Source organism: Solilutibacter silvestris, from assembly GCF_002895945.1.
GTDB lineage: Bacteria > Pseudomonadota > Gammaproteobacteria > Xanthomonadales > Xanthomonadaceae > Solilutibacter > Solilutibacter silvestris.
In genome coordinates this window covers 1,163,502-1,181,591 of record NZ_NPZB01000002.1, presented here as the reverse complement: position 1 = coordinate 1,181,591, position 18,090 = coordinate 1,163,502, and the positions used below count along the sequence as shown (strand labels likewise).

At 61.0% G+C, this 18,090-nt stretch carries 17 protein-coding genes, 1 tRNA gene and 1 pseudogene; 16 read left to right on the top strand and 3 right to left on the bottom strand.

Translation table 11 applies throughout. The features are described 5' to 3' along the window. The first annotated feature begins 107 nt into the window (after positions 1 to 107). The 5 genes from Lysil_RS13315 to Lysil_RS13310 all read left to right on the top strand — a co-directional run bounded on the left by Lysil_RS13315 (position 108) and on the right by Lysil_RS13310 (position 4,753). Positions 108 to 1,799 (top strand): fibronectin type III domain-containing protein, encoded by a 1,692-nt coding sequence (locus Lysil_RS13315; RefSeq protein ID WP_129588445.1) that lies wholly within the window; start codon positions 108 to 110, stop codon positions 1,797 to 1,799. A gap of 2 nt (positions 1,800 to 1,801) precedes the next feature. Continuing rightward, positions 1,802 to 2,701: an RHS repeat domain-containing protein gene (locus Lysil_RS13085; RefSeq protein WP_240600583.1), complete on the top strand. Its 900-nt coding sequence runs from the start codon at positions 1,802 to 1,804 to the stop codon at positions 2,699 to 2,701. Next, complete coding sequence (locus Lysil_RS13080) at positions 2,701 to 3,303, top strand: hypothetical protein (RefSeq protein WP_103075959.1); 603 nt, start codon at positions 2,701 to 2,703, stop codon at positions 3,301 to 3,303. Before Lysil_RS13085 ends, Lysil_RS13080 begins: the two co-directional genes overlap by 1 nt. A 144-nt stretch (positions 3,304 to 3,447) precedes the next feature. Further along, complete coding sequence (locus tag Lysil_RS13075; RefSeq protein WP_240600581.1) at positions 3,448 to 4,416, top strand: RHS repeat domain-containing protein; 969 nt, start codon at positions 3,448 to 3,450, stop codon at positions 4,414 to 4,416. A 49-nt stretch (positions 4,417 to 4,465) separates the two neighbouring features. Then, positions 4,466 to 4,753, top strand: coding sequence for a hypothetical protein (locus Lysil_RS13310; RefSeq protein WP_129588444.1), 288 nt, complete (start codon positions 4,466 to 4,468; stop codon positions 4,751 to 4,753). Between the two features lie 68 nt (positions 4,754 to 4,821). On the opposite strand, the pseudogene Lysil_RS13070 reads toward Lysil_RS13310, so the two are convergent. The 3 genes and pseudogenes from Lysil_RS13070 to Lysil_RS13055 form a co-directional block, all read right to left on the bottom strand. Next, positions 4,822 to 5,917 (bottom strand): annotated as a pseudogene (locus Lysil_RS13070) (IS3 family transposase). A gap of 74 nt (positions 5,918 to 5,991) precedes the next feature. Then, positions 5,992 to 6,468 (bottom strand): JAB domain-containing protein, encoded by a 477-nt coding sequence (locus Lysil_RS13065; protein ID WP_103075957.1) that lies wholly within the window; start codon positions 6,466 to 6,468, stop codon positions 5,992 to 5,994. 496 nt (positions 6,469 to 6,964) lie between these two features. Next, positions 6,965 to 7,041, bottom strand: a tRNA-Pro gene (locus tag Lysil_RS13055). 117 nt (positions 7,042 to 7,158) lie between these two features. On the opposite strand from Lysil_RS13055, the gene hisS reads away from it, so the two are divergent. The 11 genes from hisS (at position 7,159) to hisIE (ending at position 18,080) form a co-directional block, all read left to right on the top strand. Further along, positions 7,159 to 8,520 (top strand): histidine--tRNA ligase, encoded by a 1,362-nt coding sequence (gene hisS, locus Lysil_RS13050; protein WP_103076072.1) that lies wholly within the window; start codon positions 7,159 to 7,161, stop codon positions 8,518 to 8,520. After that, positions 8,517 to 10,397, top strand: a complete 1,881-nt coding sequence (locus tag Lysil_RS13045; RefSeq protein ID WP_103075955.1) for an HAL/PAL/TAL family ammonia-lyase — start codon at positions 8,517 to 8,519, stop codon at positions 10,395 to 10,397. The genes hisS and Lysil_RS13045 overlap by 4 nt, the downstream gene beginning before the upstream one ends. Before the next feature lie 296 nt (positions 10,398 to 10,693). Beyond that, positions 10,694 to 11,026, top strand: a complete 333-nt coding sequence (locus Lysil_RS13040; protein ID WP_103075954.1) for a YerC/YecD family TrpR-related protein — start codon at positions 10,694 to 10,696, stop codon at positions 11,024 to 11,026. After that, positions 11,023 to 11,940 (top strand): ATP phosphoribosyltransferase, encoded by a 918-nt coding sequence (hisG, locus tag Lysil_RS13035; RefSeq protein WP_103075953.1) that lies wholly within the window; start codon positions 11,023 to 11,025, stop codon positions 11,938 to 11,940. Before Lysil_RS13040 ends, hisG begins: the two co-directional genes overlap by 4 nt. Further along, positions 11,937 to 13,235, top strand: a complete 1,299-nt coding sequence (hisD, locus tag Lysil_RS13030; protein WP_103075952.1) for a histidinol dehydrogenase — start codon at positions 11,937 to 11,939, stop codon at positions 13,233 to 13,235. The genes hisG and hisD overlap by 4 nt, the downstream gene beginning before the upstream one ends. Beyond that, positions 13,232 to 14,317 (top strand): histidinol-phosphate transaminase, encoded by a 1,086-nt coding sequence (gene hisC / locus Lysil_RS13025; protein ID WP_103075951.1) that lies wholly within the window; start codon positions 13,232 to 13,234, stop codon positions 14,315 to 14,317. The genes hisD and hisC overlap by 4 nt, the downstream gene beginning before the upstream one ends. Further along, positions 14,314 to 15,390, top strand: a complete 1,077-nt coding sequence (gene hisB, locus Lysil_RS13020) for a bifunctional histidinol-phosphatase/imidazoleglycerol-phosphate dehydratase HisB (RefSeq protein ID WP_103075950.1) — start codon at positions 14,314 to 14,316, stop codon at positions 15,388 to 15,390. Before hisC ends, hisB begins: the two co-directional genes overlap by 4 nt. Beyond that, on the top strand, positions 15,387 to 15,986 hold the full coding sequence (gene hisH / locus Lysil_RS13015; RefSeq protein ID WP_103075949.1) for an imidazole glycerol phosphate synthase subunit HisH: 600 nt from the start codon (positions 15,387 to 15,389) through the stop codon (positions 15,984 to 15,986). The genes hisB and hisH overlap by 4 nt, the downstream gene beginning before the upstream one ends. Further along, entirely contained in the window at positions 15,983 to 16,717 is a 735-nt protein-coding gene (hisA, locus tag Lysil_RS13010) for a 1-(5-phosphoribosyl)-5-[(5-phosphoribosylamino)methylideneamino]imidazole-4-carboxamide isomerase (RefSeq protein WP_103075948.1), read from the top strand. Before hisH ends, hisA begins: the two co-directional genes overlap by 4 nt. Beyond that, complete coding sequence (gene hisF, locus Lysil_RS13005) at positions 16,711 to 17,484, top strand: imidazole glycerol phosphate synthase subunit HisF (protein WP_103075947.1); 774 nt, start codon at positions 16,711 to 16,713, stop codon at positions 17,482 to 17,484. Before hisA ends, hisF begins: the two co-directional genes overlap by 7 nt. Beyond that, positions 17,481 to 18,080 (top strand): bifunctional phosphoribosyl-AMP cyclohydrolase/phosphoribosyl-ATP diphosphatase HisIE, encoded by a 600-nt coding sequence (gene hisIE, locus Lysil_RS13000; RefSeq protein ID WP_103075946.1) that lies wholly within the window; start codon positions 17,481 to 17,483, stop codon positions 18,078 to 18,080. The genes hisF and hisIE overlap by 4 nt, the downstream gene beginning before the upstream one ends. The last annotated feature ends 10 nt before the right edge of the window (positions 18,081 to 18,090 follow it).

Below are 18,090 nucleotides of genomic sequence, written 5' to 3'. Positions count from 1 at the left end.
ACTACATCGAGATGTTCTACAACCCGATCAGACGACATGGTTCCGCTGGCGACCTGTCACCTGTAGAGTTCGAAAGGCGCTATGCGCAGAGCGGCAACTGAGTGTCTATGAAACTCTGGGCGGTCCATACCGACAATGGCGTGATCAATTACAGCTTCGCCTATGACGCCAACAGCAACCCGACAACGATTGCCGATGATCAGCGTGGCGGGGCCTATACCCGCTGGATGACCTACGACGGCCTGGATCGCCTGACAGGTGCGGGTTCCGGGATGTTCGGTGGCACCGACAACTGGCACCGCTTCACCTATAACGCATTGGACAACATCACGTCGTGGAAGCTGGCGGGCGTGAAGGATTACGCCAACTACATCTACGACGCCAGCAACCGGCTAACGAACATCCAAAACACGACGGGTGCGAGCGTCGTGGCGCTATCCTACGATCTGCAAGGTAACTTGCAGAACAAGAACGGGCAGAGCTACTACTTTGATTACGGCAACCGGTTGCGTTGGGCGAATGGGCAGGAGAGCTACCGCTACGACACACAGGGTCGACGTGTCACGTCGTACAGCCCGTCACCTGCGCGCATTCCGATCCTGTCGCTCTATGCGATGGATGGGAAGCTTATGTATACGGATGATCAGCGGCAGGGGCAGACGCTGGCATACCTCTACCTGTCGGGTAGCCAGGTCGCACGAGTGCGGGATGCCAATGCACCGCCCTCGACACCGATCCTGACAGTGCCGAGCAGTAACGTGGGCGGGAGTTATGCACTGACGTGGTCGACGACGACAGCAACGGACTACTACATGCTGGAAGAGACGACCAATGGTGGGACAACGTGGTCGACGCTTTATAGCGGGACAGCCACGAATGCTGCGGTAAGTGGCCGCGCGCCGGGATCCTACGGATACAGGATCAAGGCCTGCAATGCACGCGGATGTTCGGGTGTCTCTACGACGAGTACGGTCCAAGTGCTGACTGCGCCGACTGCTGCGCCGACTGTCTCTGTGCCGGCGAATACCTTTACAGGGACATATACGGCGAACTGGAGTTTAGTGTCTGGCGCGGGCCGCTATGAATTGGAGGAAAGCTACAATGGTGGCGGCTGGACGCAGGTGTACAACGGGACGGGAACGGCAGCGAGTTTCAGTAGCCGTGCTGCCGGAACCTATGCTTATCACGCGCGCGGGTGCAATGCGGCAGGCTGTGGACCATTCTCAGGCGCTGCGACGATCCAAGTCATCTATATGCCCAATGGAACGCCAACGTTGACCGTACCGGGAAGCAATACGAGTGGTAGCTACACGGCCACATGGACTGCTGTTTCGGCAGCCGATCGCTACGAACTTCAGGAAAGTGCCAACGGCGGAGCATGGTCGCAGGTGTATAGCGGTGGGGTGACCAGCACGACTTTCAGTGGTCGGACGACTGGGAGCTATGGATATCAGGTACGCGCTTGCAATGCGGCAGGATGCGGGCCGTATTCCGCTACGGGCACGGTTAGTGTTGTTGTGACACCCGCGGTACCGACATTGAGTGGGGAAGGTACAAAAGACTGGGATACGAAGCCTTATCCGATCGTTTGGGCGGTGTCGTGGAGCGCATCTCAAGGCGCAACGTCGTACCAGTTGGAACGTCAGTCGGGAACGACAGTCACGGCCGTATATACCGGACCAAATACGACGTTTAGTGAAAACGGTAGCGGCACTTCAAGCTATTCCTACCATGTGCGGGCGTGCAGTGGTTCGCAATGCTCTGCATGGTCGGCCTGGTATGCACCTCCGGTGAATTAATCATGAGCACACGTCTCGCAGTACTCATTTTTGCTTTCCTATGGTCGGCACTGGCGCAAGCTCAAGTTGTCGAGTATGTCCACACGGATGCCTTGGGCAGTCCAGTGGCGATCACCAATGAAGCAGGGCAGCTGATTGAGCGATCGGATTACGAGCCATACGGCAATCTGATTGGGAAGGCGAACAATGATCGCCCTGGCTATACCGGGCATGTAATGGACAGCGCGACAGGGCTGACCTACATGCAGCAGCGCTATTACGATCCGACCATCGGAAGGTTCCTAAGTGTTGATCCTGTAACGGCTTACGAGAAGCCTGGGCAGAACTTCAATCGTTATATGTATGCAAACAACAGCCCCTATCGATTCACTGATCCCGATGGACGATGCCCTGTGGCGTGTCCAAACGATATTGTTAACCCACCCACTATCGAACAAGCAGCTAAGGTGGTTGATTGGATTGCTGACGGATTAGATCTTCTTGATCGAGGTGTCATGTCTCTGCCGGACGGCCAAATCGAACATGCTGCTGTTGGGCCTGTTGTGGTTGGGTTGAGAGGCCTTGCAACGGAGGCGAGGGCGGCACAACTTGCAAAGAATGTTGCTCAGGGAGCTAAAGCAGAAAAAGCGGTTGCCAAGGCAATGGGTGAGCAAGTTGCTGGGAAAAGAGTGACGTTGGAAGCCTCAACAGGACAGCGCAGCGTGGCAGACATCGTGACAAAGGATAAAAGTGTTGTTGAAGTAAAAAGTGGTAATTCGCCGCTAAGCCCTGGGCAAAAAGCCATCAAGGCCGACATCGAGGCAGGCCGGCCAGTTATGCCGAGAGGGAATAACGCTGCGAATGCCGGTCTCGAACCGGGCAAGCCGACTCAGATGAAGTGTTTTGACGAGAAACGTTGCTGATGAATATCCTTGGACGCTGCGATGCGGCTTATAGGCAATTGGTGTTGCTCAAGTGCTATGACGCTCTGGAGGCAGTGGGGTTTACGCGCTATCGAAAGGAGTGGGTGGATTGGCCGCTAGGGAGTGGCTTCCACTGTTGGGTTGGGTTGAACAACGCCTTGGAAGAAGACCGCATTGAAATCAATCTGTTTGTTGGCATACACGTCGCTCCGATCATGAAGCTATATACGGCTCTTGAGGGGCGGAAGTACAGCCGTGGCATTGCGACCTATGCGGTACATATGGGAACGCTTGCGCCCTACGAACCGGCATTTGAGTTTACGCGGAAAACTGATGTTGAGGCCGAAGCTGCTCGACTGGCTTTGCTCTACTCTACGGTTGGCTTGAGTTATGCACAGTCGATTGCGAGCTACGAGCATTTGCTTCCGCTGCTTAAAGATAGGGTTCCGATGCTTGGTGCATATCCTGAAAGGTTTGCCTCGTGTCTATACTTGATGGATCTCAAGGACGAGGCGCGATCTTTTGTTGAGGAATTTCTGAAGGATCACCGCGATTATTTTGAAGGGTTCGCCGTCCCGTTCTTGAAAATGATGTCGCATTAATTTGTTGTGGGTGTTGGGGTGATCAACAAGAAGTCCGCGCGATGTGCCGGGTTCTTGTTGTGCAGCTTTGGCGATTGTTAGCGTGTAGCTTGCGCCAACACCGAATCGATCAGTTCCATTCACGATTACGCCATGAGGCCGGTCATGAAGATGATGAAAGAATTGATTCGTTCGCTGGCCTATTTGGCCTTGTTGATGTTTGTGATCCCATCAGTCAGGGCGGAGGTTGTGGAGTACATCCATACCGATGCTTTGGGTAGTCCGGTAGCGATTACCAATGAAGCTAGCCAAGTGATCGAGCGAACTGACTATGAGCCGTACGGCAGCATGATCGGAAAAGCGAACAACGATCGATCTGGATTTACCGGGCACATGATGGACAGCCAGACTGGGCTGACATATATGCAACAGCGCTATTACGATCCGACCATCGGGAGGTTCTTGTCCGTCGACCCGGTGGCTGCAAACGCCAGTACCGGAGCGTCGTTCAACCGTTACGACTACGCGAATAACAACCCGTATAGGTTCAAGGATCCGGACGGTCGTAAATGTAGCAGTGCAGATGGGAAGGACAGTTGCACGTTCGATCAATTCAAAGACAACAAGGGAAATACCATCACGAGACAGGAGGCGCTATCGGGTGGCAGCAAGTTGGCGAAGCTTCTTCATGTGGATAGAGGAAGTGGCATCTTGCGTGCGGAAGCTGCAATGACAGCCAAATATTCTGCTGCAAAAGCTCTGGCTGCTAGAGGTGGTGAAGTCACTATCAAGGGAAATGAAAAACTAGGAATCCCTGATCAGAACGTGAGTGGTTCTGCGATTGTCAGTCGTATGGAGACGATGCAGGCTATTACGACTGATTATTCAAAGCCGGGAAACCCCAATACGGTGGCGAGCGTTCCTGCTGGTCAGAATGGGGCTCCTTCTAACGGTCCAATTACCTTTTATAGAGATGGTGCGGGTGCGCCCTCAAGTATTGGGCAAACTTTTGGGCATGAGGTTCTTCACACAATCTATGATGGGAGTGGATTGTCAAATCGTGGTTGGGCGAATCCTGACTTCAATCCTCAGCATCAAGTACCTTTTGACGAGGCTTCCGATGCGATCCATTAAACACATTTGCGCTATAGCAGTCGTTTTTTTGATTGGGGGCTGTGCTTCTATGCCGCAGATATTCAAGATGGAGCCGAGATCGGCTTCAAAACGCCTTGGGCTGACAGGCTGCAATGTATCGGTTCCATTAAGTCAATCTGAGGTTCTAGATACGGTTAAGAAATGGGATAACAATCCGAACCCAGAGCAAAACCAAGAGTGGATCAAGTTGATCGCGAACCAAAAATCAGGGGACGAGTTGCGAATGGTTTCTTGCAAGGTTGGCGATCCTTACTTCTATGCATTGTTCCGCAACGATGCGATTCTTTACAAGTTCCACCCGGTGATCCTGGATTAGGCTCGTACGACTTTCTTGATCATTCGGATGCACAAGGCCCGCGTAAGCGGTACGAAATTTGTAGCCAGTTATGCAGTGAGTCCGGTTGGGATGTTATCGGATTCCTGCCACGTTCGACGAACGCTGGCTGGAGTGTTGTAGCGCAGCGCGCTGTGCGGTCGCTGCTCGTTGTAGAACTGCCGCCAGCGTTCGATCAGCATCTTGGCTTCAGCGCGGCTGCGGAACCACTCTCGGTTGAGGAGCTCATCGCGCAACTTGCCGTTGAAGCTTTCGACGAAACCGTTCTGCCAGGGGCTACCCGGCGCGATGAACGCAGGACCGATCGCGGCATCGCGCAGCCAGCGCATCACCTTGGCTGCAGTGAACTCGGCACCGTTGTCCGAGCGTACCAACGCAGGTTTGCCGTAAAGGCGCATCAATCGCGACAGGGTCAGGATCACATCCTGTGAGCGCAAGCTGGCGCCGACCTCGATCGCCAGATATTCGCGGGTGTATTCGTCGATCACGCACAACAGTTTCAGGCTGCGGCCGTCAACCATCTGATCATGCACGAAGTCGTAGCTCCATACTGCGTTGGGCTGCACGGCACCCGGCAGACGGATATCACTGCCGGAACGCCGCCGCCGTGGTCGACGCCGCGGGATGTTCAGGCCGAGTGCGCGCCACTGCCGGCGCACGCGGGCCTCGCCCAGCGCCAGCCACGCGGCCATGCGCCGGTACCCGAACCGCGGGACCTCCGGTGATGCGGCCATCAACTTTTCGGCCACGGCCTGATCCTTGGCCGCTTGGCGCGGCGCATAGCTGGTGATGCGTCGACTCATGCCGAGATAGCGGCAGGCCTTGCGCTGCGATATGCCCCGACGGACCAGCATCTGGACCGCGTCGCGTCGTTCCGACGGGGTTGTCATTTTTTTCAGACAATCTCCTTCATCCCGTCGATGACCAGCATCCGGCGACCAGCCGCTTCAGACGGCCGTTTTCCGATTCCAGCTCCTTCAGCCGGCGGGCGTCAGGCACATCCAGACCGCCAAACTTGTTGCGCCAGCGGAAAAACGTCTGGTCGGTGATGTTGTGCTTCTTGCACAGCGCCTTGATCGTCATCGCGCCGGTCTCGGCTTCGCGCAAGATCACGATGATCTGTTCTTCAGTGAATCGCTTCTTCATGGAGTTCTCCTTGCCTGCTAGGGTAGGGAACTCACCTTCACAATGGCTGCTCGATTCGTCTCAGGTCAGGGGCATCAGACCCATCCCCGTGCCGCGAGGCTGACAGTGCGCTCACCGACCACGATGTGATCGAGTACCCGGACGTCGATGAGTGCCAGCGCCTGCTTCACTCGGGCCGTGACGGCGCGATCTGCTGCGCTGGGTTCAGGATTGCCCGAAGGGTGGTTGTGGGTAAGAATCACTGCGGCAGCGTTGTGGCGCATGGCTGCGCGGACCACTTCGCGCGGATGAACTTCGGAACCATCCACTGTGCCGCGAAACAGCCCTTCCACCGCGATGATCTTGTGGCGGGTGTCGAGGAATATGACGTGAAACTCCTCGTGGTCCAAGCCAGCTAACCGCATCCGCAGGAAGCTGCTGGCCTGTTCGGGGTCAGTGATACTGCCGAGGCGTTCAAGGCGCTTGCGCAGGACTTCCTCGGCACGGCCGAGGATGGAGGTATCGCAGGCCAGGTATTGGGCTTGGATGTCGTTGGCTTTCTGTTTGCTCATTTCGTTTCTCCAAAGCGGCACCGCGCCGCCGTGGGACTGCCAAACGGCTTGAACCAAGGCCCACCTGCACCCTTTAGGGTCGCAACGAAGAGGAGAAGCGTCTGCGCTTGCAGGCGCCTGAGAGCCGTTCAATGGCCCAACAAAGGCGGTTGAGGTGTTGCTTGGACGAATGGGAAAGCAGGGAAGACATCCGGGCGTTGTCCGGCGATGCAGTTGATCAAGTCACGGACAAGCGCATTGGAGAGCGGTGGTATCACCCCGAACGGCCCAAACAGTGGCAGCGGTCGGTTGGACCGGTCACGAATCATCCAGCTCATCGCGGTGGAAGGGCTGTCTCGCGATGGCGATCAGGGTGAGGCTTTCCTCCGCGTCTCGCGCCCCTTCTGCGCCGCGCAGTTACTGCTTTTTGCAGGACACTTGCAGGACGGTGCCCAGAAATGAAAAATCCGGCGCTAGGCCGGATTCTCATAAATATTTGATTTTTAAGTATTTTCAATGGTCGGGGAGACAGGATTCGAACCTGCGACCTCTACGTCCCGAACGTAGCGCTCTACCAGACTGAGCTACACCCCGACTGAGCCGACAAGTTTAACTGGCCAGCCGCGCGTCAGGCAAGAGGGTGGAGTCGATCCCGGTCCAGGAGGCGGCCGCCCGCTAGAATTGTCGTTTCCCTTGGCGGAATGCGTGATCGTGATCAAACCGCGTACCCCGGCCGGCGTGCTGGAACTGTTGCCCCGCGAGCAAATCGTCTTCCAGCGCATGCTGGATGGCATCCGCGCCACCTTCGAGTCGTTCGGCTTCCTGCCGGTGGAGACGCCGGTGTTCGAGCTGTCCGATGTGCTGCTGACCAAGACTGGTGGCGAGACCGAGCGCCAGGTGTATTTCGCGCAATCGACCGGCGCCCTGGAGAAACAGGAGGCCGGCATGCCGGAAATGGCGTTGCGTTTCGATCTCACCGTGCCGCTGGCGCGTTACGTCGCCGAGCACGAGCACGATCTGGCGTTCCCGTTCCGGCGCTACCAGATGCAGCGGGTCTATCGCGGCGAGCGCGCCCAGCGCGGACGCTTCCGCGAGTTCTACCAGTGCGACATCGACGTGATCGGCAAGGACGCGTTGTCGCCACGTTACGACGCCGAGATTCCGGCGATCATCCACGCGGTGTTCGAGAAGTTGGCGATCGGCGAGTTCACCATCCAGTTCAACCATCGCAAGCTGTTGCGCGGGTTCTTCGAAGGGTTGGGCATCGAGGGCGAACGCCAGGACCTGGTGCTGCGTGAGCTCGACAAGCTCGACAAGCGTGGCGAGGACGCGGTGCGTGCAACGTTGATGGAGGAAGGCTTCGAGCTGTCGGCGGACACCGCGGATCGCCTGTTGGCGTTCTCGCGCGTTCGTTCCACCGGTCATGCCGATGCGTTGGCGAAACTCGATGCGCTCGGCGCGGGCACACCGCAATTCGAGGAAGGTCGCCAAGCCTTGCGCGATACGCTCGGTCAGTTGCAGGCGATGGGGATCCCGGAATCGCGCTATGCGATCAACCTGTCGATCGCGCGCGGCCTCGATTACTACACCGGCATCGTCTACGAAACCATGCTCGACGCGCATCCGCAGATCGGTTCGATTTGTTCGGGTGGCCGTTACGAGGATCTCGCCAGTCATTACACGAAATCGAAGCTGCCGGGCGTCGGCATCTCCATCGGCCTGTCGCGGTTGTTCTGGCAGTTGCGCGAGGCTGGTGCATTGGCGATGACCGCTGGAGGTGTCGACGTGCTGGTGGCGTTGCTGGATGATGACGGCTTCGCCGATGCGCTGGCGCTGTCCCAACGGCTGCGCACGGCTGGATGGAAGGTCGAGACGCAGATGGAAGCGCGCAAGATCGCCAAGCAGTTTCAGTATGCCGACAAGGCCGGGATCCGCGTGGTGGTGTTGCGCGGCGAGAACGAACGCGGCAACGATCAGGTCACGCTGAAGGATCTGCGCAACGGCGAACAGCAGACGGTGGCATTGGAACAGCTGGAACCTGCGTTGCACGCGATCCTCGGGAGTGGGAAATGATTCGTCTCGATGGTCATTCGTTGACGCGGGCGCAGCTGGTCGATATCGCGCATGGCGCGCAGGTTGAACTCGCTGCGGAGGCGCTGGTCAAGGTCGAACGTGCGGCCGCCTTTCTCGCCGAACAGGTCGCGCGCGAGGAGCCGATCTACGGCGTCTCGACCGGCTTCGGTAGCAATGCCGACAAGTTGCTCGGTGCGCATCCGCTGCGTGACGAACTTCCGGGTGCCAAGCCGTCGGGGCGTTCCCTGCACGCCGAATTGCAGGACAACCTCATCACCACCCATGCCGTGTGCGTCGGCGAACCGTTCGCAGCGGACGTGGTGCGGGCGATGCTCGGCATCCGCATCAACACGCTGTTGCGTGGACACTCCGGCATCCGCGTGCAGACCCTGCAATCGCTGACCGCGATGCTCAATGCCGGCGTGGTGCCGGTGGTGCCGCAGCTGGGATCGGTCGGTGCATCGGGTGATCTCGCGCCGTTGTCGCATCTGGCCATCGTGTTGCTGGGTGGTGGCGAGGCGTTCTTTGATGGCGAACGCATGTCGGGTGCGGAGGCGCTGAAGCGCGCTGGCTTGAAGCCGGTCACGCTGAGCTACAAGGAAGGGCTGGCGCTGAACAACGGTACCGCGCAGATGCTGGCGACCGGCGTGTTGGCATTGGATGAACTGGAATATTTGCTGGATACCGCCGATCTCGCCGCGGCGATGACGATCGATGCCTTCGCGGGCCGTCTCGGTGCGTTCGCGGAAGAAGTGCATGCGCTGCGTCCGCATCCGGGACAGGTGCAGGTCGCGGCCAATCTGCGCAAGTTGCTGGAAGGATCGACGCTCGCCGACATTCCCTACCACCTTGTGCCGCGCGCACGCAGCTGGTTGCCGCAGAGTTGGGACACGCCGCAATCGCAGGCGTTGAGTTTCGACATCGGTTGGGATTGGGTGCCGACCAGCCAGCGTCATGGTCGCGAGAAGTTCTATTCGCGTTTCAAGCCATTCCGTGGCGGCAAGAAGCACCAGCCGCAGGACAGTTACAGCCTGCGTTGCGTTCCGCAGGTGCACGGCGCGGTGCGTGATGCCGTTGCGCATGCGGCGCGGGTGATGGAAATCGAACTGAATTCCGTCACCGACAATCCGCTGGTGTTTCCCGATCGCGATGCGCGCTATGTCGAGGAGCAGGTGATTTCCGCCGGGCATTTCCACGGCATGCCCCTGGCATTGGCGATGAGTGCGGTGAAAGCGGCGATCCCGGTGCTGGCATCGATCAGCGAGCGTCGCATCAACAAGCTGGTCGATCCCGCCACGAATGATGGATTGCCGGCGTTCCTGATCGGCAACGAAGACGCGACCGAATCCGGCTTCATGATCATCCAGTACACCGCTGCAGCGATCGTCAACGATCTCGCCAGTCGCGCGATGCCGGCCTCGGTGTATTCGATCCCGACCAGTGCCAACGCCGAGGATCATGTGTCGATGGGCGCCAACGAGGCACGCCACGTGCTGGCGATGTGCGCCGACCTCGGCAAGGTGATTGGCTTGGAGTTGATGACGGCTGCGCAGGCGCTGGATCTGCGTCGCGACATGATCAACGCTGCCCGCGATCTCGCTGATCGTGCCGATGCCGCGACATTCGCGCGCAAGGTGCAGGGTGCGCCGTTGGCCGATGATCCGGCCCATGCGGTCTTCCTCGACGAAGTCGATGCACTGAGGGTCGAACTGTCGGATGCTGATGCCTTCCATCCGGGCGATGCGGTCAAGCGCGCCCACGCCGCAGTACGCGGGGAAGTCGCCTTCCTCGAGCGCGATCGCGCATTGGACGGCGATGTGCGGCGGGCGGTGGAGTTGGTGGCCGGGCGTCGGGTTGGGGCCGGACTGCGCGGCTGATCAACGATTCGAGTCGCTTCGCGGGCGTGGAGGGCGGCGCCTGTTGCTGTCCCCGGACCGTAGTGGTCTGGGACATGGATTCCAACCGGGCGTCTGTCGGGTGTCGGTCTGGCTGGGACCGCTTGGGTGAAATCGCTGGGTGGGCGTACTTGCGAAAGATGGCCCAGTTGGCCCGTTGAGTCGCGGGTGGGCATTCCTGAACGAGAAAGTGCATCCCCTGAAACGGAGTGAGTCCGAGGCTTGACGGGCGGGCGCATTCACGCTTTAATGTAATAACACGCTAATACATTAATGTGATGAAACAGCGCGAAGTCACTGTTCTTCCCTACGACGCGGAAACCGCGATCTCCGCCTTGGCCGAGGCCATGAACGCCTGTACCTCGGCGGCGGAGATCCGGGCCTTCCTCGTCGACCTGTGCACGCCAGCCGAGTTGGAGGCGATGGCCGATCGCTGGAGGGTGGTGCCGCATCTGTTGCTGGGCGAGCCCTACCGCGAAGTCCATGAGCGCACCGCGGTCAGCGTCACCACCATCGGGCGGGTCGCGCGCACGCTCGAACGCGGGGCCGGCGGTTACGCCAATGCCGCGAGTCGTCTCCGTTTGCCTGCAAGTACTGAAGGAAAGTCATGAGCCCGCCGATCCAGATGACACCGGTGCGCGATCGCCTGCGTGTCGCCATCCAGAAGAATGGCCGCCTCAGCGAGCCGGCGCGGGCATTGCTCGCCTCGTGCGGCCTGTCCTGGCGCGAGAGTCCCGACAAGCTGTTCTGTTACGGCGAAAGTGCGCCGGTCGATTTGCTGTTGGTGCGCGACGACGACATTCCCGGCCTGATCGCCAGCGGCCTGTGCGATCTCGGCGTGGTCGGTCGCAACGTGCTCGGCGAGCAGATGAGCGATCTGCGTGCGGCGAATCGCGATGCCAGTGTCAGCGAGTTGCGTGCACTCGGATTCGGCGGCTGCAAGTTGTCGATCGCGGTGCCGAACGATTGGACGTGGACCGGCCCGGCGATGCTCTCCGGCAAACGTCTTGCCACTTCGTATCCGGCGCTGCTGCGCGATTGGCTGGACGCCAACAACGTGCAGGCTGACATCGTCGAGTTGTCGGGATCGGTGGAAATCGCGCCGCGCCTCGGCCAGGCCGATGCGATCTGCGACCTCGTATCCAGCGGCGCAACACTGGCCGCCAACCAGCTCAAGCCAGTCGAGGACATCCTGCAATCGGAAGCGGTGCTGGCGGGACCGGTGCGCGATTTCGATCCGGCCTTGGCCGGCATCGCCGAGATGCTGTTGCGCCGTCTCGATGGCGTGATGAAGATCCGCGACAGCAAGTTGCTGATGTTCCAGGCCTCGCGCGCGGCGCTTGCCGACGTGCTGCCGCTGTTGCCCGATGCCGAACCGCCGACGATGTATCCCATCGGCGAAGACGGCATGTTCGCCATGCAGGCGTTGTGCCATGGCGTGGTGACGTGGCAGCGATTGGAAGAACTCAAGCGTGCCGGTGCGCGCGGATTGATGGTGTTGCCCGTGGAGCGGATGCTGGCATGAACAGGATCGACTGGAATACGTTGGATGCAGCCGAGCGCGAACAAACGTTGCAGCGACCGACGCGTGCGTCTTCGGCGCTGGTGCGAGGTGACGTGCAGAGCATCCTCGGGGATATCGCTGCGCGTGGCGATGACGCATTGCGCGTGTTGACCGCGCATTACGACGGCGTCGAACTGGAAAAATTCGAAGTCGATGCGGCGGAATTCGCGGCTGCGGAAACGCAGGTGCCGGCGGAATTGCGTGCGGCGATCGAAGAGGCGGCCGGACGCATCGAGACCTTCCACCGTGCCGGCATGCCGCAGCCGTATCGCGTGGAAACCGCGGACGGCGTGGTCTGCGAACGGGTGTCGCGACCGATCAATCCGGTCGGGCTGTACGTGCCGGCGGGCAGCGCGCCATTGCCATCCACGGCATTGATGTTGACCATTCCGGCGATGCTGGCGGGTTGCCCCGATATCGTGTTGTGCACGCCGCCGCGCAAGGATGGCAGCGCCGATCCGGCAGTGCTGGTCGCCGCCAAGCGCGTGGCGAACGTGCGGGTGTTCAAGCTCGGTGGCGCGCAGGCGATCGCGGCGATGACCTTCGGCACCGCGACGGTTCCGCGTTGCGACAAGTTGTTCGGGCCAGGAAATGCCTATGTCGATGAAGCCAAGCGCCAGGCCTCGCAGCGCAGTGATGGGCCAGCCATTGATATGCCTGCGGGGCCATCCGAAGTGCTGGTGATCGCCGATGCCGGCGCCAATCCGCGCTTCATCGCCGCTGATCTGCTGTCGCAGGCTGAACACGGCCCGGATTCGCAGGTGTTGTTGTTGTCCGATTCGACGGAGTTGCTCGATGCCGTCGCGGTCGCCATCGACGAAGCGTTGCCGACCTTGCCACGCGCCGACATCGCCCGCAAGGCATTGCGTGCATCGCGCCTGATCCAGGTGCGCGATCCGGCACAGGCCATCGCCATCAGCAACCAGTACGCGCCGGAGCACCTGATCCTGTCGCTGCGCGATCCCCGCCGTTGGCTCGATCAGGTGACGTCGGCGGGCACGGTGTTCATGGGTGACTGGACGCCGGAATCGCTGGGTGATTACTGCAGCGGCAGCAACCACGTCTTGCCGACTGGCGGTGCCGCCCGCGCGTGGAGCGGATTGAGCGTGGGCAGTTTCATGAAGTCGCTGAGCGTGCAGACCGCCACGCGCGATGGCTTGTGCACGATCGGTCCATGCGCAGTGACCTTGGCGAATGCCGAAGGCCTGCAGGCGCATGCGCTGGCAGTCACCGTGCGCATGGCGGAGCCGGCATGAGCACGGCATCCAACCTGTTGCGCGCAGATCTGCGCGATTTCGCAGGCTACAAATCGGCGCGCACCGATCGCAGCGATGGCGATGTCTGGCTCAATGCCAACGAATCCGGGCGGGCGAACCGCGGCGATGTCGATGGCCGTTGTCGTCGCTATCCGGCACCGCAGCCGCAGGCGTTGTGCGAACGCCTGGCCGATCTGTACGGGATACCGGCTGAGAGTCTGCTGGTGGGGCGTGGCAGCGACGAAGCCATCGATGTGCTGGTGCGGGCGTTCTGCGCGCCGGGGCAGGGCACGATCGTCACCGCGCCGCCGGTGTTCGGCATGTATGCGGTGTGTGCACGGTTGCACGGCGCACGGGTGATCGAAGTGCCACTGGTCGATGAGGCCAACGGTTTCCGCAGCGATCTCGATGCCATGGCCAACGCGGCTTTGGAGAGTGGTGCATCGCTGGTCTTTGTCTGCTCGCCGGGCAATCCGTCGGGAGAACTGGTGGATGAAGCGGCGATCGTGCGCCTGCTCCAGCGCCTTGAAGGCCGCGCCATCGTGGTGGTCGACGAGGCCTACGTCGAGTACGCAGCGTCGTCGTCGCTGGCTCCATTGATCGCGGCCCACGACAATCTGGTCGTCCTGCGCACGCTGTCGAAGGCGCACGCCTTGGCGGCGGCGCGCATTGGTGTTGCGATCGCCCAGCCGGAATTGATCGCGATGATCCGTCGCTGCCAGGCACCGTATCCGATGCCCGAACCCGCGACCGTGCTCGCTCTGCAGGCGCTGGAACCCGAATCGCTGGCGGCAACCTGCGCGCAAGTGGACGAAGCGCTGCGCGAACGCGCATCGGTGCAGGCGACCTTGGCGAAAATTCCCGGGGTGCGGCGCGTCTACCCCTCCGCCGGCAACTTCCTGCTGGTACGCTTTACCGATGCCGAAGGCGCGTATCGCGCATTGCTGTCGTCCGGCGTGGTGGTGCGCGACATGCGCGCGATGCCGCAACTGGACGACGCTTTGCGCATCACCATCGGTCGCCCCGAAGACAATCAACGCATGCTGGCCGCGCTGCGGCCCGCCAAGGAACTTGCCGCATGAGCCAGCCCATCCTCTTCGTCGATCGCGACGGCACCTTGATCGAAGAACCGTCCGATTTCCAGATCGATCGCTACGAGAAGCTGCGCTTCGTCGATGGCGTGATTCCCGCGATGCTCCAACTGCGCGATGCCGGCTATGAATTCGTGATGGTGACCAACCAGAACGGTCTCGGCACGCCATCGTTCCCACAGGCCGATTTCGACGCGCCGCACGCGCTGATGATGCAAGTGTTCGAAAGCCAGGGCATCCGTTTCCGCGAAGTGCTGATCGACCCCAGTTTCGCCCACGACCCGCTGCCGACGCGCAAACCGGCGGTCGGCCTGGTGATGCACTACCTGCGTGAACGCAGTTTCGATCCACAGCGTAGCGCGATGATCGGCGACCGCGATACCGACATCCAGTTCGCTCAGAACATGGGTATCCGCGGTTTCAAGCTGAAATCACCGCAGTTCGGCGAAGGCCTGCACTGGTCGCAGATTCCCGCCGCGGTGCTGGGCGGCACGCGTGCGGCGACGGTCGAGCGTTCAACCAACGAAACGAAGATCGTCGCCAGTGTCGACCTCGACAACACCGGGCCACAGAAGATCGAGACCGGAATCGGTTTCTTCGATCACATGCTGGAACAACTCGGCAAGCACGGTGGTTTTGCACTGATGGTCGAGTGCGATGGCGACCTCCATATCGATGAACACCACACTGTCGAGGATTGCGGGTTGGCGATCGGCCAGGCGTTGAAGCAGGCGCTCGGCGACAAGCGCGGGATCGGCCGCTATGGCTTCACCCTGCCGATGGACGAAGCGCTGGCGACCGCTGCGCTGGATCTCTCGGGGCGTGCGTATTTCGTCTTCGATGGCGAATTCGAACGCGAACAGGTGGGCGGCCTCGCGACCGAACTGGTGCCGCATTTCTTCCGTTCGCTGTGCGATGCCGCCGGCATCAACCTCCACTTGACGGTGGAGGGCGACAACGATCACCACATGATCGAGGCTTGCTTCAAGGCAGTCGGCCGCGCGTTGCGCCAGGCCATCCGCCGCGATGGCGTTGATCTGCCGAGTACCAAAGGCCAGCTGTGACGCGGGTCGCGCTCATCGATGCTGGCGGTGCCAACCTCGGGTCGGTGCGCGATGCGCTGGAGCGATTGGGCGCGCAAGTCACGGTGATACGCGATGGCGATGGCTTGCGCGATGCCGAACGGGTGATGCTTCCCGGCGTGGGTGCTGCGGCACCGGGCATGCGCCTGTTGCGCGAACGCGGTTTCGTCGAGGTCCTGCGGGCATCACCGGTGCCGCTGCTCGGCGTCTGCCTTGGCATGCAACTGCTGTTCGAATCGTCGGAAGAAGGCGATGTCGAATGTCTTGGCCTGATTCCCGGCCGGGTTTTCAAGTTGAAGGAAGCGCCGGGCGTGCGCGTGCCGCACATGGGCTGGAATACCTTTGAACTGGTGCAGGGCGGGTCGCTGGTCGCAGGCATCGATGGATCGAGCACCGCGTACTTCGTGCACAGTTATGCCGCACCGGTCACCGCCGACTGCATCGCCGGATGCGAGCACGGCCAATCGTTCGCTGCCATCGTGCAACATGGAAACGTGTGCGGTGCGCAATTCCACCCGGAACGTTCCGGCGTCACCGGCGCCTGCCTGCTCTCCAACTTTCTCGACTGGACGCCATGAGTTTCACTGTCTATCCCGCCATCGACGTGCGCGATGGTCGCGTGGTGCGTTTGCGCCAGGGCGACTACGCGCAGGAAACCCGCTACGACGACGATCCGTTGGCACTCGCCATGCGTTATGCCGATGCCGGTGCGACATGGTTGCATCTGGTTGATCTCGATGCCGCGCGCTCGGGCGGTTACACCTTGGCGCCGTTGCTGCACGCGATCAGCGATCGCACCGGCTTGCGCGTGCAGACCGGAGGTGGCGTGCGCAGCGTGGCGGATGTCGAAGCGATCCTCGAAGCCGGTGCGCAACGCGTGGTGGTCGGGTCGCTGTCGGTACGCGAACCGGAGCTGGTCACGGCATGGTTGCGCACGTTCGGCGACGAACACCTGACCATCGCGTTGGACACACGTCAGGACGATGCTGGTGAATGGCGATTGCCGGTGCATGGCTGGACCGAAGAGTCGCCACATGCGTTGTTCGATCTGGCATCGCGCTATGCCGATGCGGGGTTGTGCCACCTGCTGTGCACCGACATCAGTCGCGACGGCATGATGGCGGGCCCCAGCCTCGATCTCTACCGCGAACTCTGCCGTCGACTGCCGCAGCTGGCAGTGCAGGCCAGTGGTGGCGTGCGCGATGTCGCCGACATCGTTGCTGCACGCGAGGCAGGTTGCGCCGGTGCGGTGCTCGGAAAGTCATTGCTGGATGGCCGGCTGTTGCTGGAGGATGCGCTGCGATGCTGAGCCGCCGCATCATCCCCTGCCTGGACGTGCGCGATGGCCGCGTGGTCAAGGGCGTTCGCTTCCGCGACCACGTCGACATGGGCGATATCGTCGAGCTGGCGCAACGCTACCGCGACGAAGGTGCCGACGAGCTGGTGTTCTACGACATCACCGCCAGTCCGCAGGGCCGCAGCGTCGATCGCGACTGGGTGCGACGGGTCTCGCGCGTTATCGATATCCCGTTCTGCGTCGCCGGTGGCATCCGCAGTGTTGGCGATGCCCAAGCCGTGCTCAACGCCGGCGCCGACAAGGTCTCGATCAACACGCCGGCACTGGAACGTCCGGAACTGATCGGTGAAATCGCCACGGCCTTCGGCGTGCAGTGCGTGGTGGTCGGGATCGATTCTCAACGTGACGGCGATGGCGAATGGCGGGTGCGCAGCCATACCGGAGATCCGGAAAGAACGCGCGCGTTGGCGCAGCGCACGCTGGACTGGGTCGCCGAAGCGCAACAGCGCGGCGCCGGCGAGATCGTGCTGAATTGCATGGACAGCGATGGTGTTCGTCGCGGCTATGACATCGAACAGTTGCGGCAGGTACGTGCGGTGACGGACGTGCCGCTGATCGCATCGGGCGGCGCTGGCGCGGCGGACCATTTCGAAGCCGCATTCCGCGATGCCGACGTCGATGGCGCGCTCGCTGCCAGCGTGTTCCATTCCGGTGCGGTGGCGATTCCCGAACTCAAGCGCGTGCTGGCGTCGCGCGGCATTCCGATGAGGCTGACATGATCGATATCGAATCCCTGGATTGGGCGAAATCGCCGGATGGACTGTTGCCGGCAATCGTGCAGGACGCCGAAACCTTGCGGGTGTTGATGCTCGGCTACGTGAGCCGTGAATCTCTGGCGCAGACGCTGGCATCCGGACACGTCACTTTCTTCAGCCGCAGTCGCAACAAGCTGTGGACGAAGGGCGAGACGTCCGGCCATTTCCTCGATCTGGTGTCGGTGCAGACGGACTGTGATTCCGATTCGATCCTGGTCATGGCGCGTCCGCATGGGCCGACTTGCCATCTCGGCCGCACCAGTTGCTTTCCCGAAGCGCGCGGCGATGCATTGGCGGAACTGGATCGCCTGATCGCCACGCGTGAAGCCGAACGGCCGGAAGGTAGTTACACCACGCGGCTGTTCGAGGGTGGTACGCGCCGGATCGCGCAGAAGGTGGGCGAGGAGGGCGTCGAAACCGCGTTGGCCGGGGTGGCGCAGGGTGACGACGAGTTGCTCGGCGAAAGCGCCGATCTGTTCTACCACTTGTTGGTGCTGCTGCGCGCACGCGGTCTCGGGTTGGCCGATGCCCTTGCGGTACTGGAGACGCGCGCACGCTGACGTGGCGGTT